Origin of the sequence: Streptomyces sp. NPDC032472, from assembly GCF_040636955.1 — a bacterium.
Taxonomy (GTDB): Bacteria; Actinomycetota; Actinomycetes; order Streptomycetales; family Streptomycetaceae; genus Streptomyces.
The window spans coordinates 42,492-56,128 of sequence record NZ_JBEZVK010000018.1 but is presented as its reverse complement, the minus strand read 5'-3'; the positions used below and the strand labels follow the sequence as shown (position 1 = coordinate 56,128).

Sequence of the window (13,637 nt, the reverse complement as noted above, 5' to 3'; positions counted from 1 at the left end):
GGCCCCCGGTACCACCCGCGACCGAATTGGACTGAGATGACACACCTGGCCCCCGAGGTCGTCGGAGAGCCCGGTACCACCCACGACCGTCCCGCAGCCCCGCGCACCGCTGCGGCCGGAGCGGCCGCGTCGTCCGGCGCCCCGGAGCGCCGCGGGTGGATGTCGCGGCGCCGGTCCCGCGTCCTCGCCCTCGCCGAGATCGTGGTCAGCCTGACGGCGGCCCTCGGCTACACCTGGCTCTGCACGGCCACCATCGCCGTCAACCCGCTCGTCCGCCTCGGCCAGGTCAGCGCCCTGGCCTCGCTCCAGCTGTGCGCGGCCCTCATCGGCCTCCCGCTGCTGGCGCTGCTGCTGTACACCGCGTACCGGGGATCGGCGCGGCGCCACGCGATGGTCAAGCGGCTGGTCTGCGCCGCCCTGGCGGGCCTGGCCACCGGCGTGATCGCCGGCGGCGTCGCCGTCGCCCTGCGCGACACGCCCTGGGCGCTCGGCGGGCAGGACGGCGACCCGGGCGTCCTGACCGACATGGCCAACTCGTTCCTGCACGGCAAGGGCATGTCGGGCATCTACCCGCCCGCCTTCCCGGCCCTGACCGCCCTGTGGGCGCAGATCCGCCACGGCGGCCGCGCGGGCGGCGGCGCCGGCATGGCCCTGCAGGACCTCCAGATCTTCTTCACCGCCGTGGCCGGACCGATGGCGTACCTGGCCTGGCGGGTGCTGCTGCGGCCCTTCTGGGCCCTGCTGATCGCCGTCCCCGCGGCCGTCCTCTTCCTCGACCCGATCCGGCCGTACAGCCACATCGTCATGATCGTGCTGCTGCCGCTGCTCGGGTACTGGCTGCGCCGGCTGGGCCGGCCGGAGGGGCTCACCACGGGGCAGCTGCTGCGGCGCGGCGCGGGCCTCGGCATCGTCTTCGGCGTGATGTTCCTGTGGTACTCCGGCTGGTACATCTGGGCCGCCCCCGGCACCGCCGTCCTGGCCCTGTTCCTGCTGCCGTGGCGGCGCGGCGCGGCCACGGCCCGCAAGGCCGGGCTGTTCCTCGGCGCCACCCTGCTGACCACCGCCGCCGTGAGCTCCCCGCTGCTCTACCAGATGATCCGCCTCGGCGCGGACAACCCCGACCGCTACGCCTTCCTGGCCGTCTACGCGGACCCGGCGTACGTCCTCGGCTGGGTCTCGGACCGCTCCAGCGGGCTGACGTACCAGACCTGGCCGGTGGCCGGCGAGATGGCCGGGCAGACCGGGTTCACCCTGCTCCTGCTGTTCGGGGTGGGCCTCGGCCTCGGGCTCGGGCTGCGCAGCGTCATGGTCCGCACCGCCGCGGCCGTGCTGGCCGGCGCCTGGGTCGCCCGCTTCTGGTTCGCCTCGCAGATGGCCCACGACAAGGCCATCCAGCTCTACCCGCGGACCACCTGGATCATCATGTACTGCCTGATGATCCTGGCCGTGTTCGGCGCCATGGCCGCGGTGCACCGGGGCACCGGGTGGATCGAGCGCACGCTGCGCCCCGCGGCGGCCGCGGCCGGCGGTGCGGCCGGAGCGGGTGCGGCCCGGATCGTGCCGCGGCGGGTGGTCCGCCGGCTCGCCGCCGGCATGGTGTGCGTGCTCGCCCTGTTCGCGACCATGGGCGCGTCCTGGTCGGTCAACCGGTACATGCCCTCGGCCGACGTGGACTCGATGGGCATCGACGCGTACCGCGCGCACAAGATCAAGCTGCCGGGCGGCGGCTGCCCGCGCTTCTCGCCGGTCAAGGACTGCGAGGACATCCAGAAGGACGACTGGAAGCCCGGGCCCATCCAGGACTTCATCTGGTGCGCGGGCATAGTGGCCGACGACTGGCCGTCCGTCTGCGGGATGAAGGCGCCGAAGGAGGTCCGCTCGCGGGCGCAGATCGAGAAGGCGCGGGCGGAGCAGGAGAAGGCCGAGCAGGCGAGGCAGAAGGCCGAGCAGGACAAGCGGAAGGCCGAGCAGGAGAAGGCGAAGGCCGAGCAGGACAAGAACGCTTCCGGCCGCTGAGAGCCGTCCGGGCCGTGCCCGCGGGCGGCCGCCGCCGTTGCACCGGTGTCATGTCATCCGGCATCCACAGGTGGGGAAAACGGACGTGAAACCGAATCGTGTGTGCGGTACGGCACTGGCCTTGGCCCTCGTGCTCGGCGCCTCGGCGTTATGGGGCCCGCCGGGAGCCGCGGCCGGGGCGGGGGCCGCACCCGCCGACGGCGACGCCGCGCTGTACCGGCTGGCCCTGGCGCCCGGCGCCCGCGGGGAGGCGGGGCTCGCCCGGCAGCGGACCAGGCCGTTCGCCCTGCTGGGCGTCTCCTGGACGGACCCCTCTGCCGAACTGGGCGGCACCGTCGAGGCCCGCACCCGGGACGCCGCGACCGGCCGCTGGTCGCCCTGGACCGCCCTGGAGCCGGTCGAGCCCGGGCTCGACGGCCCGCGCCCCGGGGTCCGCGGCTCCACCGAGCCCGTCTGGGTCGGCCCGTCCGACGGGGCCGAGGTCCGCGTCCGCGGGGCCGACGCCCTGCCCGCCGGGCTGGAGGTGAGCCTGGTGGACCCGGGCCGCGACCCCGTGGCCCCGCCTCAGGACAGCGGCCCCGTGCCCGCACGCCCGCGGACGCCCGCCGCGCCGGCGGTCCCCGGACCGCCCTCCACGGCGCCCCGCCCGGCGGTGGTCCCGCGCATCGCCTGGGGCGCCGACGAGTCCCTGAACGACGAGGGGCCGGTCTACCTGCCCGGCGGCCGCATCAAGGCGGTCTTCGTCCACCACACCGCCGACGCCCGGCCGTACGACTGCACGCAGTCCGCGGCGATCGTCCGGGGCATCCACGTCTTCCACGTGAGGACCAACGGCTGGCGCGACCTCGGCTACAACTTCCTCGTCGACCGGTGCGGCACCGTCTTCGAGGGCCGGCAGGGCGGCATCGACCGGCCCGTCCGCGGCGCGCACACCTACGGCTGGAACGCCGAATCCGCGGGCATCGCCGTCCTCGGCGACCACACCGCCGCCGGGGCCTCGCCGGCCGCGCTGGCCGCGGTCGCGCGGGTCGCCGCCTACAAGCTGGGCCAGTACGGCGGCACCCTCGACGGCACCACGACGCTGACCGCGGGCGCCACCCAGACCAACCGCTTCGGCGTCTCCTTCACGGCCGGGCGGGCGTATCCCTTCCGGGCGGTCTCCGGCCACCGCGACGGGTTCGCCACCGAGTGCCCGGGCGACGCCCTGTACGCGCAGCTGGACGAGATCCGTACCGCTCGTCCGTGGCCCTGGCCGGGAGTGATCCCGGTCGTCCCCACGCCCGCTCGGACGGGCTGACTTCGCGCGCAGCACGACCGGCTCCGGGCCAGGTCAGGGGCTGCTCCGCCGAAGGAGCCCGGTGGACGGACCCCCGCCGCGTGCCGCTGTTTGACCACGCACCGTGGCGGGGTATTCTCTTCGGCCCGATTGGCGCACTACGTGTCTTGTATGGCAGACTACTCGGGTTGCTCGGCTGAGTGTCGATGCTGCGCGCCTCCCGCCGGGAGGACCGGAAGCGAGTCCCACGGTACTCGTCGCCTTTATCTGCCTCTCGGGGCAGCAATGGGGCGGAAGTACGGGAATCTTCCGGGAAGCGTCAGCACGGTGCCGGCCAGGCGCTCGGTGGGTGTTTCTCCCCCGAATCGCGGTCCAGGGACCGCACCCCCTGAGAAGGGAATTTCCGTATGGGAATTTTCTTGGCGGGAGTGCGACACGCCCGACCGCGGGGGTCGGAGAGAAGCGGTGGAGAGATCCACAGCCGACCGAGGGCCAGAGCGTTTCCACAACAGACAGGACTACGGAGTAGCCATGGCGGGACAGAAGATCCGCATCCGGCTCAAGGCCTACGACCACGAGGTCATCGACTCCTCGGCGAAGAAGATCGTCGAGACGGTGACCCGCACTGGTGCGTCGGTCGCGGGCCCGGTGCCGCTGCCCACTGAGAAGAACGTGTACTGCGTCATCAAGTCGCCGCACAAGTACAAGGACTCGCGCGAGCACTTTGAGATGCGCACGCACAAGCGCCTGATCGACATCCTCGACCCGACGCCCAAGACCGTTGACTCGCTGATGCGCCTGGACCTTCCGGCCGGCGTCGACATCGAGATCAAGCTCTGAGAGGCGTCGAGAAGATGGCAAAGCAGATCAAGGGCGTCCTGGGCGAGAAGCTCGGCATGACCCAGGTCTGGGACGAGAACAACCGTGTCGTCCCGGTCACTGTCGTCAAGGCCGGTCCCTGCGTCGTCACCCAGGTCCGTACCAACGACACCGACGGCTACGAGTCGGTCCAGATCGCCTTCGGCGAGATCGACCCGCGCAAGGTGAACAAGCCCCTCAAGGGCCACTTCGCCAAGGCCGACGTCACCCCCCGCCGCCACCTGGTGGAGCTCCGCACCTCCGACGCCAGCGAGTACACGCTCGGCCAGGAGATCACCGCGGCCGTGTTCGAGTCCGGCGTCAAGGTTGACGTCACGGGCAAGAGCAAGGGCAAGGGCTTCGCCGGTGTCATGAAGCGCCACAACTTCCGGGGCCTCGGCGCCGGTCACGGTGTGCAGCGCAAGCACCGCTCCCCCGGTTCGATCGGTGGCTGCGCCACCCCTGGGCGCGTCTTCAAGGGCGTGCGCATGGCTGGTCGTATGGGCAACGAGCGCGTCACCACCCAGAACCTGACCATCCACGCGGTGGACGCGGAGAAGGGTCTGCTCCTCATCAAGGGTGCGGTCCCCGGTCCGAACGGCGGCCTCGTCCTGGTCCGTACCGCGGCCAAGGGGGCTTGAGGTTAATGAGCACCATTGACATCCTTTCGCCGGCAGGCGACAAGGCCGGTACCGTCGAGCTCCCCGCGGAGATCTTCGACGCGAAGACCAGCGTTCCGCTGATCCACCAGGTCGTCGTCGCGCAGCTGGCCGCGGCCCGTCAGGGCACGCACAAGACCAAGACCCGTGGCGAAGTCCGTGGTGGTGGCAAGAAGCCTTACCGCCAGAAGGGCACCGGCCGCGCCCGTCAGGGTTCGACCCGCGCTCCGCAGTTCGCCGGCGGTGGCGTCGTCCACGGCCCCGTGCCGCGTGACTACTCGCAGCGGACCCCGAAGAAGATGAAGGCTGCCGCCCTCCGCGGTGCCCTCTCGGACCGTGCGCGTCACTCCCGCATCCACGTCGTCACCGGCGTGGTCGAGGGTGCCGTCTCCACCAAGGCCGCCAAGACGCTGTTCGGCAAGATCACGGAGCGCAAGAACCTGCTCCTGGTCGTCGAGCGCGCCGACGAGGCCGCGTGGCTGTCCGCCCGCAACCTGCCCCAGGTTCACATCCTGGAGCCGGGCCAGCTGAACACGTACGACGTGATCGTCTCTGACGACGTGGTCTTCACCCAGGCCGCGCTGGAGTCCTTCGTGTCTGGCCCCAAGGCCGATGAGACCGAAGGGAGCGACGCCTGATGTCCGAGGCGACCGTTACCAGCAAGACCTTCAGTGACCCGCGCGACCTGCTGATCAAGCCGGTTGTCTCGGAGAAGAGCTACGCGCTGCTCGACGAGAACAAGTACACGTTCATCGTTGCGCCCGGCGCCAACAAGACCCAGATCAAGCAGGCCGTCGAGGCGGTCTTCTCGGTCAAGGTCACCGGGGTCAACACGATCAACCGTCAGGGTAAGCGCAAGCGCACCAAGACCGGTTTCGGCAAGCGTGCCAACACCAAGCGCGCCATCGTGACCCTCGCTGAGGGCGACCGTATCGACATCTTCGGCGGCCAGGCCTCCTAACGGAGTCCTGAGTCGTCCGGAATCGGACGAGGACTGAGAAATGGGTATCCGCAAGTACAAGCCGACGACCCCGGGCCGTCGTGGCTCCAGCGTCGCCGACTTTGTCGAGATCACGCGGTCCACGCCGGAGAAGTCGCTGGTCCGCCCCCTGCACAGCAAGGGCGGCCGTAACAACACCGGTCGTGTGACCGTTCGCCACCAGGGCGGTGGCCACAAGCGCGCCTACCGCGTGATCGACTTCCGTCGTCACGACAAGGACGGCGTGCCGGCCAAGGTCGCGCACATCGAGTACGACCCCAACCGCACCGCGCGCATCGCGCTGCTGCACTACGCCGACGGCGAGAAGCGCTACATCATCGCGCCGCGCGGTCTGCAGCAGGGCGACCGGATCGAGAACGGCCCGACGGCCGACATCAAGCCCGGCAACAACCTGGCGCTGCGCAACATCCCGGTCGGTACGACCATCCACGCCATCGAGCTGCGTCCCGGCGGCGGTGCGAAGTTCGCCCGCTCCGCGGGTGCCTCCGTGCAGCTGCTGGCGAAGGAGGGCACCATGGCCCACCTTCGTATGCCGTCCGGTGAGATCCGTCTCGTCGACGCGCGCTGCCGCGCCACCGTCGGCGAGGTCGGCAACGCCGAGCAGTCGAACATCAACTGGGGCAAGGCCGGCCGCATGCGCTGGAAGGGCGTCCGCCCGACCGTCCGCGGTGTCGCGATGAACCCGGTTGACCACCCGCACGGTGGTGGTGAGGGCAAGACCTCCGGTGGTCGCCACCCGGTCTCCCCGTGGGGTCAGAAGGAGGGTCGTACTCGTTCGCCGAAGAAGGCTTCGAACAAGTACATCGTCCGCCGCCGCAAGACGAACAAGAAGCGCTAGGAGCGGGTTTAGATGCCGCGCAGTCTCAAGAAGGGACCCTTCGTTGACGGCCACCTCGTGAAGAAGGTGGACGCTCAGAACGAAGCCGGTACCAAGAACGTCATCAAGACCTGGTCCCGTCGCTCGATGATCATCCCCAGCATGCTGGGTCACACGATCGCGGTGCACAACGGCAAGACGCACGTCCCGGTGTTCGTCACCGAGTCGATGGTCGGCCACAAGCTCGGCGAGTTCTCGCCGACTCGCACCTTCCGCGGCCACGTCAAGGACGACCGGAAGTCGAAGCGCCGCTAAGCGGGGTGGGAACGACTATGACTTACACCGAAGGGACAACCATGGAAGCCAGGGCCCAGGCGCGGTACATCCGCGTCACGCCCATGAAGGCCCGCCGCGTGGTGGACCTCATCCGTGGCATGGACGCCACGGAGGCTCAGGCGGTCCTGCGTTTCGCCCCGCAGGCCGCGTCTGTGCCGGTCGGCAAGGTGCTGGACAGCGCCATTGCCAACGCTGCACACAACTACAACCACACGGACGCTTCTTCGCTGTTCATCAGCGAGGCGTTCGTGGACGAGGGCCCGACCCTGAAGCGGTTCCGTCCGCGCGCCCAGGGCCGTGCCTACCGGATCCGCAAGCGGACCAGCCACATCACCGTGGTCGTCAGCAGCAAGGAAGGTTCCCGGTAATGGGCCAGAAGGTAAACCCGCACGGGTTCCGGCTCGGCATCACCACCGACTTCAAGTCGCGCTGGTACGCCGACAAGCTGTACAAGGACTACGTCAAGGAAGACGTCGCCATCCGTCGGATGATGACGTCCGGCATGGAGCGCGCCGGCATCTCGAAGGTTGAGATCGAGCGCACCCGTGACCGCGTGCGTGTGGACATCCACACCGCTCGTCCGGGCATCGTCATCGGCCGCCGTGGCGCCGAGGCCGACCGCATCCGCGGTGACCTCGAGAAGCTCACCGGCAAGCAGGTCCAGCTGAACATCCTCGAGGTCAAGAACCCCGAGCTCGACGCTCAGCTGGTTGCCCAGGCCGTGGCCGAGCAGCTCTCCTCCCGCGTCTCCTTCCGCCGTGCCATGCGCAAGAGCATGCAGGGCACCATGAAGGCCGGCGCCAAGGGCATCAAGATCCAGTGTGGTGGCCGTCTCGGCGGCGCCGAGATGTCCCGGTCCGAGTTCTACCGCGAGGGTCGTGTGCCGCTGCACACGCTGCGCGCGAACGTGGACTACGGCTTCTTCGAGGCCAAGACCACCTTCGGCCGCATCGGCGTGAAGGTCTGGATCTACAAGGGCGACGTCAAGAACATCGCCGAGGTTCGCGCCGAGAACGCTGCGGCCCGCGCGGGTAACCGCCCGGCCCGTGGTGCCGGCGCTGGCGACCGTCCCGCCGGCCGTGGTGGCCGTGGTGGCGAGCGCGGCGGCCGTGGTGGCCGCAAGCCGCAGCAGGCTGCTGCTGCCGAGGCCCCCAAGGCCGAGGCCGCTGCCGCTGCTCCGGCCGAGAGCACCGGAACGGAGGCCTGACCGACATGCTGATCCCTCGTAGGGTCAAGCACCGCAAGCAGCACCACCCCAAGCGCGGCGGTGTCTCCAAGGGCGGCACCGAGGTCTCGTTCGGCGAGTACGGCATCCAGGCGCTGACCCCGGCGTACGTGACGAACCGCCAGATCGAGGCGGCTCGTATTGCGATGACGCGCCACATCAAGCGTGGCGGCAAGGTCTGGATCAACATCTACCCGGACCGTCCGCTGACGAAGAAGCCCGCCGAGACCCGCATGGGTTCCGGTAAGGGTTCCCCGGAGTGGTGGATCGCGAACGTGCACCCGGGCCGGGTCATGTTCGAGCTGTCCTACCCGAACGAGAAGATTGCGCGTGAGGCTCTGACTCGTGCGGCCCACAAGCTGCCGATGAAGTGCCGGATCGTCAAGCGCGAGGCAGGTGAGTCGTGATGGCGGCCGGAACCAAGGCATCCGAGCTGCGCGAGCTCGGCAACGAGGAGCTCGTTGCCAAGCTGCGTGAGGCCAAGGAAGAGCTGTTCAAGCTCCGCTTCCAGGCGGCCACGGGCCAGCTGGAGAACAACGGCCGGCTGAAGTCCGTCCGTAAGGACATCGCCCGGATCTACACCCTGATGCACGAGCGCGAGCTCGGTATCGAGACGGTGGAGAACGCCTGATGAGCGAGAAGAACGTGACTGAGAAGACCGAGCGCGGCTTCCGCAAGACCCGTGAGGGCCTGGTCGTCAGCGACAAGATGGACAAGACCGTCGTCGTCGCCGTCGAGGACCGCGTCAAGCACGCGCTGTACGGCAAGGTCATCCGCCGTACGAACAAGCTCAAGGCTCACGACGAGCAGAACGCTGCCGGCGTCGGCGACCGCGTCCTCATCATGGAGACGCGTCCGCTGTCGGCGAGCAAGCGCTGGCGCATCGTCGAGATCCTCGAGAAGGCCAAGTAATTAGTCGAGGCTTCTCCCTTCGGGGACTGCCTCGGCATTCGTTCCGCCAGGCTCGGTCGGGGCCCCGCGAAGGGGCCCCGGCCGGGAACCGGCAGACAAACAGGAGATAGACGTGATCCAGCAGGAGTCGCGGCTTCGTGTCGCCGACAACACTGGTGCCAAGGAGATCCTTTGCATCCGTGTTCTCGGTGGCTCCGGCCGCCGCTACGCGGGCATCGGTGACGTCATCGTCGCCACCGTCAAGGACGCGATCCCCGGTGGCAACGTGAAGAAGGGTGACGTCGTCAAGGCGGTCATCGTTCGCACCGTCAAGGAGCGCCGCCGCCAGGACGGCTCGTACATCCGCTTCGACGAGAACGCCGCCGTCATTCTGAAGAACGACGGCGACCCTCGCGGCACCCGTATCTTCGGCCCCGTGGGCCGTGAGCTGCGCGAGAAGAAGTTCATGAAGATCATCTCGCTCGCGCCGGAGGTGCTGTAAGCATGAAGATCAAGAAGGGCGACCTGGTCCAGGTCATCACCGGTAAGGACAAGGGCAAGCAGGGCAAGGTCGTCGCGGCCTTCCCCGCCGACAACCGTGTCCTGGTCGAGGGTGTCAACCGGGTCAAGAAGCACACCAAGGCTGGTCCGAACCAGGCCGGCGGCATCGTGATCACCGAGGCCCCCGTCCACGTTTCGAACGTCCAGCTGGTCGTGGAGAAGGACGGCAAGAAGGTCGTCACCCGCGTCGGTTACCGCTTCGACGACGAGGGCAACAAGATCCGCGTTGCCAAGCGCACGGGTGAGGACATCTGATGGCTACCACTCCGCGTCTGAAGACGAAGTACCGCGAGGAGATCGCGGGCAAGATGCGTGACGAGTTCTCCTACGAGAACGTCATGCAGATTCCCGGCCTCGTCAAGATCGTCGTGAACATGGGTGTCGGCGACGCCGCCCGTGACTCGAAGCTGATCGACGGTGCCATCCGCGACCTGACGACGATCACCGGCCAGAAGCCGGCCGTCACGAAGGCCCGCAAGTCCATCGCGCAGTTCAAGCTGCGTGAGGGTCAGCCGATCGGCTGCCACGTCACCCTCCGTGGTGACCGCATGTGGGAGTTCCTGGACCGTACGCTGTCGCTCGCGCTGCCGCGTATCCGCGACTTCCGTGGCCTGTCGCCGAAGCAGTTCGACGGCCGTGGCAACTACACCTTCGGTCTCACGGAGCAGGTCATGTTCCACGAGATCGACCAGGACAAGATCGACCGTACCCGGGGTATGGACATCACCGTGGTCACCACGGCGACCAACGACGCTGAGGGCCGCGCGCTCCTTCGTCACCTCGGCTTCCCCTTCAAGGAGGCGTAAGCGAGATGGCGAAGAAGGCTCTCATCGCGAAGGCTGCCCGCAAGCCCAAGTTCGGTGTGCGTGCGTACACCCGCTGCCAGCGCTGCGGTCGCCCCCACTCCGTGTACCGCAAGTTCGGCCTGTGCCGCGTGTGCCTCCGTGAGATGGCTCACCGTGGCGAGCTGCCGGGCGTGACCAAGAGCTCCTGGTAAACCCCTTCACCTTTGGGTGTTGAGGTTTTCCAGACGCTCTCGGTAAGTATCTGGGCCGGTGGAGGTCCAGCCCCCATGCCGTAGGCTAGTGGGGTTGGGCGTCCACCGCCCGTCGACTTACTACGCCGTAGGTCCCCGCGCCGCACCCGTCCCGCCCCTGTGTGGGGAGAGGGATGGCGCATACAGGAAACCCCGGCGAGAGAGGCCGAAGGCCGATTCATGACCATGACTGACCCGATCGCAGACATGCTCACTCGTCTGCGTAACGCAAACTCGGCGTACCACGACTCCGTCGTGATGCCGCACAGCAAGATCAAGTCGCACATCGCGGAAATCCTCAAGCAGGAGGGTTTCATCACCGGCTGGAAGGTCGAGGACGCCGAGGTCGGCAAGAACCTCGTCCTCGAGCTGAAGTTCGGTCCGAACCGCGAGCGCTCGATCGCCGGCATCAAGCGAATCTCGAAGCCGGGTCTGCGTGTGTACGCGAAGTCCACCAACCTGCCGAAGGTCCTCGGTGGCCTGGGCGTGGCGATCATCTCCACGTCCCACGGTCTCCTGACCGGCCAGCAGGCGCAGAAGAAGGGCGTGGGTGGGGAAGTCCTCGCCTACGTCTGGTAGTCGGGAACGGAGGAAAAGCTATGTCTCGTATCGGCAAGCTCCCCATCCCGGTTCCCGCCGGCGTGGACGTCACCATCGATGGCCGCACGGTCGCGGTGAAGGGCCCCAAGGGTCTCCTCTCCCACACCGTTGCCGCCCCCATCGAGATCGTTAAGGGCGAGGACGGCGTTCTGAACGTCACCCGTCCGAACGACGAGCGTCAGAACAAGGCCCTCCACGGCCTGTCCCGCACGCTGGTGGCCAACATGATCACCGGTGTGACCCAGGGATACACCAAGGCGCTCGAGATCAGCGGTGTCGGTTACCGCGTTGCCGCGAAGGGCTCCGCTCTGGAGTTCCAGCTCGGCTACAGCCACCCGATCCTGGTGGAGGCGCCCGAGGGCATCTCCTTCAAGGTCGAGTCGCCGACCAAGTTCTCGGTCGAGGGCATCGACAAGCAGAAGGTCGGCGAGGTCGCCGCCAACATCCGCAAGCTGCGGAAGCCCGACCCGTACAAGGCCAAGGGCGTCAAGTACGCGGGCGAGGTCATCCGCCGCAAGGTCGGAAAGGCTGGTAAGTAAAGCCATGGCATACGGTGTGAAGATCGCCAAGGGCGACGCTTACAAGCACGCTGCGAAGGCGCGCCGCCACATCCGCATTCGCAAGAGCATCTCGGGTACGGCGGAGCGTCCGCGCCTCGTCGTGACCCGCTCGAACCGCGGCATCACCGCTCAGGTCATCGACGACCTCCAGGGCCACACCCTGGCGTCGGCGTCGCACCTGGACGCGTCGATCCGCGGCGGCGAGGGTGACAAGTCCGCGCAGGCCAAGCAGGTCGGTGCCCTGGTCGCCGAGCGCGCCAAGGCCGCCGGTGTCGAGGCCGTCGTGTTCGACCGCGGTGGCAACAGGTACGCCGGGCGCATTGCCGCTCTGGCTGACGCCGCCCGCGAAGCCGGGCTGAAGTTCTAAGCCCCGGTTCCGGGACTCACGGACGTAACAGAGAGAGGTAATCCAATGGCTGGACCCCAGCGCCGCGGCAGCGGTGCCGGTGGCGGCGAGCGGCGGGACCGGAAGGGTCGCGACGGTGGCGCTGCCGCCGAGAAGACCGCTTACGTTGAGCGCGTTGTCGCGATCAACCGTGTCGCCAAGGTTGTGAAGGGTGGTCGTCGCTTCAGCTTCACCGCGCTGGTCGTGGTGGGCGACGGTGACGGCACCGTGGGTGTCGGTTACGGCAAGGCCAAGGAAGTTCCCGCGGCCATCGCCAAGGGTGTCGAGGAGGCGAAGAAGAACTTCTTCCGCGTCCCCCGCATCCAGGGCACCATCCCGCACCCGATCCAGGGCGAGAAGGCGGCCGGCGTTGTCCTGCTGAAGCCTGCTTCCCCCGGTACCGGTGTTATCGCCGGTGGCCCGGTGCGCGCCGTTCTGGAGTGCGCCGGCGTTCACGACATCCTGTCGAAGTCGCTCGGCTCCGACAACGCGATCAACATCGTGCACGCGACCGTGGAGGCCCTCAAGGGCCTGCAGCGTCCCGAGGAGATCGCGGCCCGCCGCGGTCTGCCGCTCGAGGACGTCGCCCCCGCGGCTCTGCTCCGTGCGCGTGCAGGGGCGGGTGTGTGATGGCTCGCCTCAAGATCACGCAGACGAAGTCGTACATCGGTAGCAAGCAGAACCACCGCGACACCCTGCGTTCGCTCGGGCTCAAGCGCCTGAACGACGTGGTCGTCAAGGAGGACCGTCCCGAGTTCCGCGGCATGGTGCACACCGTCCGCCACCTCGTGACGGTTGAGGAGGTTGACTAATCATGGCTGAGACCAGCCCGCTGAAGGCCCACAACCTCCGTCCCGCCCCGGGCGCCAAGACCGCGAAGACCCGTGTGGGTCGCGGTGAGGCCTCGAAGGGTAAGACGGCCGGTCGTGGTACCAAGGGTACGAAGGCCCGTTACCAGGTTCCGCAGCGCTTCGAGGGTGGGCAGATGCCCCTCCACATGCGCCTGCCGAAGCTGAAGGGTTTCAAGAACCCGTTCCGCACCGAGTTCCAGGTCGTTAACCTGGACAAGCTGGCCGCGCTCTACCCGCAGGGTGGCGAGGTCACGGTGGCCGACCTGGTCGCCAAGGGTGCGGTTCGCAAGAACCAGCTCGTCAAGGTCCTGGGCCAGGGCGAGATCTCCGTGGCGCTGCAGGTTTCGGTTGACGCCGTCTCCGGCTCCGCCAAGGAGAAGATTGCCGCCGCCGGCGGCTCCGTCACCGAGCTCGTCTAAGACGAACCCACGTGACAGATAGCTGAAAACCCGACCGGGGATGCCTCACATATGGGGCATCCCCGGTTGGTCGTTCCACGGGGGGCGCAGTCGCCGGTAAGGTGGCCTGCACCTTTGCATGTACGTATTCGTCGAACCTCAGACCGT

Annotated in this window: 23 protein-coding genes; all 23 read left to right on the top strand. The window is 68.2% G+C overall.

Annotated features, from left to right (window positions below; genetic code table 11):
* The first annotated feature begins 36 nt into the window (after nt 1-36).
* The 23 genes from AB0F11_RS14625 (at nt 37) to rplO (ending at nt 13,490) form a co-directional block, all read left to right on the top strand.
* Nucleotides 37-2,016, top strand: a complete 1,980-nt coding sequence (locus tag AB0F11_RS14625) for a hypothetical protein (protein ID WP_362172455.1) — start codon at nt 37-39, stop codon at nt 2,014-2,016.
* Nucleotides 2,017-2,101: 85 nt separating this feature from the next.
* Nucleotides 2,102-3,313: an N-acetylmuramoyl-L-alanine amidase gene (locus AB0F11_RS14620; protein ID WP_362172453.1), complete on the top strand. Its 1,212-nt coding sequence runs from the start codon at nt 2,102-2,104 to the stop codon at nt 3,311-3,313.
* Nucleotides 3,314-3,823: 510 nt separating this feature from the next.
* Nucleotides 3,824-4,132: a 30S ribosomal protein S10 gene (rpsJ, locus tag AB0F11_RS14615; RefSeq protein ID WP_003948644.1), complete on the top strand. Its 309-nt coding sequence runs from the start codon at nt 3,824-3,826 to the stop codon at nt 4,130-4,132.
* 14 nt (nt 4,133-4,146) lie between these two features.
* Nucleotides 4,147-4,791, top strand: a complete 645-nt coding sequence (rplC, locus tag AB0F11_RS14610) for a 50S ribosomal protein L3 (protein WP_361913639.1) — start codon at nt 4,147-4,149, stop codon at nt 4,789-4,791.
* Nucleotides 4,792-4,796: 5 nt separating this feature from the next.
* The gene (gene rplD / locus AB0F11_RS14605; protein WP_125540845.1) at nt 4,797-5,447 is read left to right on the top strand and encodes a 50S ribosomal protein L4; all 651 of its coding nucleotides are present in this window, start codon (nt 4,797-4,799) and stop codon (nt 5,445-5,447) included.
* Entirely contained in the window at nt 5,447-5,770 is a 324-nt protein-coding gene (gene rplW / locus AB0F11_RS14600) for a 50S ribosomal protein L23 (protein WP_362172449.1), read from the top strand. The genes rplD and rplW overlap by 1 nt, the downstream gene beginning before the upstream one ends.
* Before the next feature lie 40 nt (nt 5,771-5,810).
* Nucleotides 5,811-6,647, top strand: a complete 837-nt coding sequence (rplB, locus tag AB0F11_RS14595) for a 50S ribosomal protein L2 (RefSeq protein ID WP_114053737.1) — start codon at nt 5,811-5,813, stop codon at nt 6,645-6,647.
* Between the two features lie 12 nt (nt 6,648-6,659).
* Nucleotides 6,660-6,941: a 30S ribosomal protein S19 gene (gene rpsS, locus AB0F11_RS14590; RefSeq protein ID WP_179173310.1), complete on the top strand. Its 282-nt coding sequence runs from the start codon at nt 6,660-6,662 to the stop codon at nt 6,939-6,941.
* A gap of 41 nt (nt 6,942-6,982) precedes the next feature.
* Complete coding sequence (rplV, locus tag AB0F11_RS14585) at nt 6,983-7,330, top strand: 50S ribosomal protein L22 (RefSeq protein WP_361090680.1); 348 nt, start codon at nt 6,983-6,985, stop codon at nt 7,328-7,330.
* On the top strand, nt 7,330-8,169 hold the full coding sequence (rpsC, locus tag AB0F11_RS14580; RefSeq protein ID WP_114053739.1) for a 30S ribosomal protein S3: 840 nt from the start codon (nt 7,330-7,332) through the stop codon (nt 8,167-8,169). The genes rplV and rpsC overlap by 1 nt, the downstream gene beginning before the upstream one ends.
* A gap of 5 nt (nt 8,170-8,174) precedes the next feature.
* Nucleotides 8,175-8,594, top strand: a complete 420-nt coding sequence (gene rplP, locus AB0F11_RS14575; RefSeq protein WP_114053740.1) for a 50S ribosomal protein L16 — start codon at nt 8,175-8,177, stop codon at nt 8,592-8,594.
* On the top strand, nt 8,594-8,818 hold the full coding sequence (rpmC, locus tag AB0F11_RS14570; RefSeq protein ID WP_114053741.1) for a 50S ribosomal protein L29: 225 nt from the start codon (nt 8,594-8,596) through the stop codon (nt 8,816-8,818). Before rplP ends, rpmC begins: the two co-directional genes overlap by 1 nt.
* The gene (rpsQ, locus tag AB0F11_RS14565) at nt 8,818-9,099 is read left to right on the top strand and encodes a 30S ribosomal protein S17 (RefSeq protein WP_079429300.1); all 282 of its coding nucleotides are present in this window, start codon (nt 8,818-8,820) and stop codon (nt 9,097-9,099) included. The genes rpmC and rpsQ overlap by 1 nt, the downstream gene beginning before the upstream one ends.
* 112 nt (nt 9,100-9,211) lie before the next feature.
* Entirely contained in the window at nt 9,212-9,580 is a 369-nt protein-coding gene (gene rplN, locus AB0F11_RS14560; protein ID WP_003956455.1) for a 50S ribosomal protein L14, read from the top strand.
* 2 nt (nt 9,581-9,582) lie between these two features.
* Nucleotides 9,583-9,894 carry a 50S ribosomal protein L24 gene (gene rplX, locus AB0F11_RS14555; protein WP_361913654.1) on the top strand — a complete coding sequence of 104 codons (312 nt, stop codon included), beginning with the start codon at nt 9,583-9,585 and terminating at the stop codon, nt 9,892-9,894.
* Entirely contained in the window at nt 9,894-10,445 is a 552-nt protein-coding gene (gene rplE, locus AB0F11_RS14550) for a 50S ribosomal protein L5 (RefSeq protein ID WP_362172442.1), read from the top strand. Before rplX ends, rplE begins: the two co-directional genes overlap by 1 nt.
* A 5-nt stretch (nt 10,446-10,450) precedes the next feature.
* Nucleotides 10,451-10,636 carry a type Z 30S ribosomal protein S14 gene (locus AB0F11_RS14545; RefSeq protein WP_003956452.1) on the top strand — a complete coding sequence of 62 codons (186 nt, stop codon included), beginning with the start codon at nt 10,451-10,453 and terminating at the stop codon, nt 10,634-10,636.
* A gap of 219 nt (nt 10,637-10,855) precedes the next feature.
* Nucleotides 10,856-11,254, top strand: a complete 399-nt coding sequence (gene rpsH, locus AB0F11_RS14540) for a 30S ribosomal protein S8 (RefSeq protein WP_042812335.1) — start codon at nt 10,856-10,858, stop codon at nt 11,252-11,254.
* 20 nt (nt 11,255-11,274) lie between these two features.
* A complete protein-coding gene (rplF, locus tag AB0F11_RS14535) occupies nt 11,275-11,814 on the top strand; it encodes a 50S ribosomal protein L6 (protein ID WP_114053744.1) in 540 nt (179 codons plus the stop codon).
* Between the two features lie 4 nt (nt 11,815-11,818).
* Nucleotides 11,819-12,202 carry a 50S ribosomal protein L18 gene (gene rplR, locus AB0F11_RS14530; protein WP_362172439.1) on the top strand — a complete coding sequence of 128 codons (384 nt, stop codon included), beginning with the start codon at nt 11,819-11,821 and terminating at the stop codon, nt 12,200-12,202.
* A 45-nt stretch (nt 12,203-12,247) separates the two neighbouring features.
* Complete coding sequence (gene rpsE, locus AB0F11_RS14525; RefSeq protein ID WP_361913662.1) at nt 12,248-12,850, top strand: 30S ribosomal protein S5; 603 nt, start codon at nt 12,248-12,250, stop codon at nt 12,848-12,850.
* Nucleotides 12,850-13,032 (top strand): 50S ribosomal protein L30, encoded by a 183-nt coding sequence (gene rpmD / locus AB0F11_RS14520; protein ID WP_005313525.1) that lies wholly within the window; start codon nt 12,850-12,852, stop codon nt 13,030-13,032. Before rpsE ends, rpmD begins: the two co-directional genes overlap by 1 nt.
* A 2-nt stretch (nt 13,033-13,034) precedes the next feature.
* Entirely contained in the window at nt 13,035-13,490 is a 456-nt protein-coding gene (rplO, locus tag AB0F11_RS14515) for a 50S ribosomal protein L15 (protein ID WP_362172436.1), read from the top strand.
* Nucleotides 13,491-13,637: the final 147 nt, after the last annotated feature.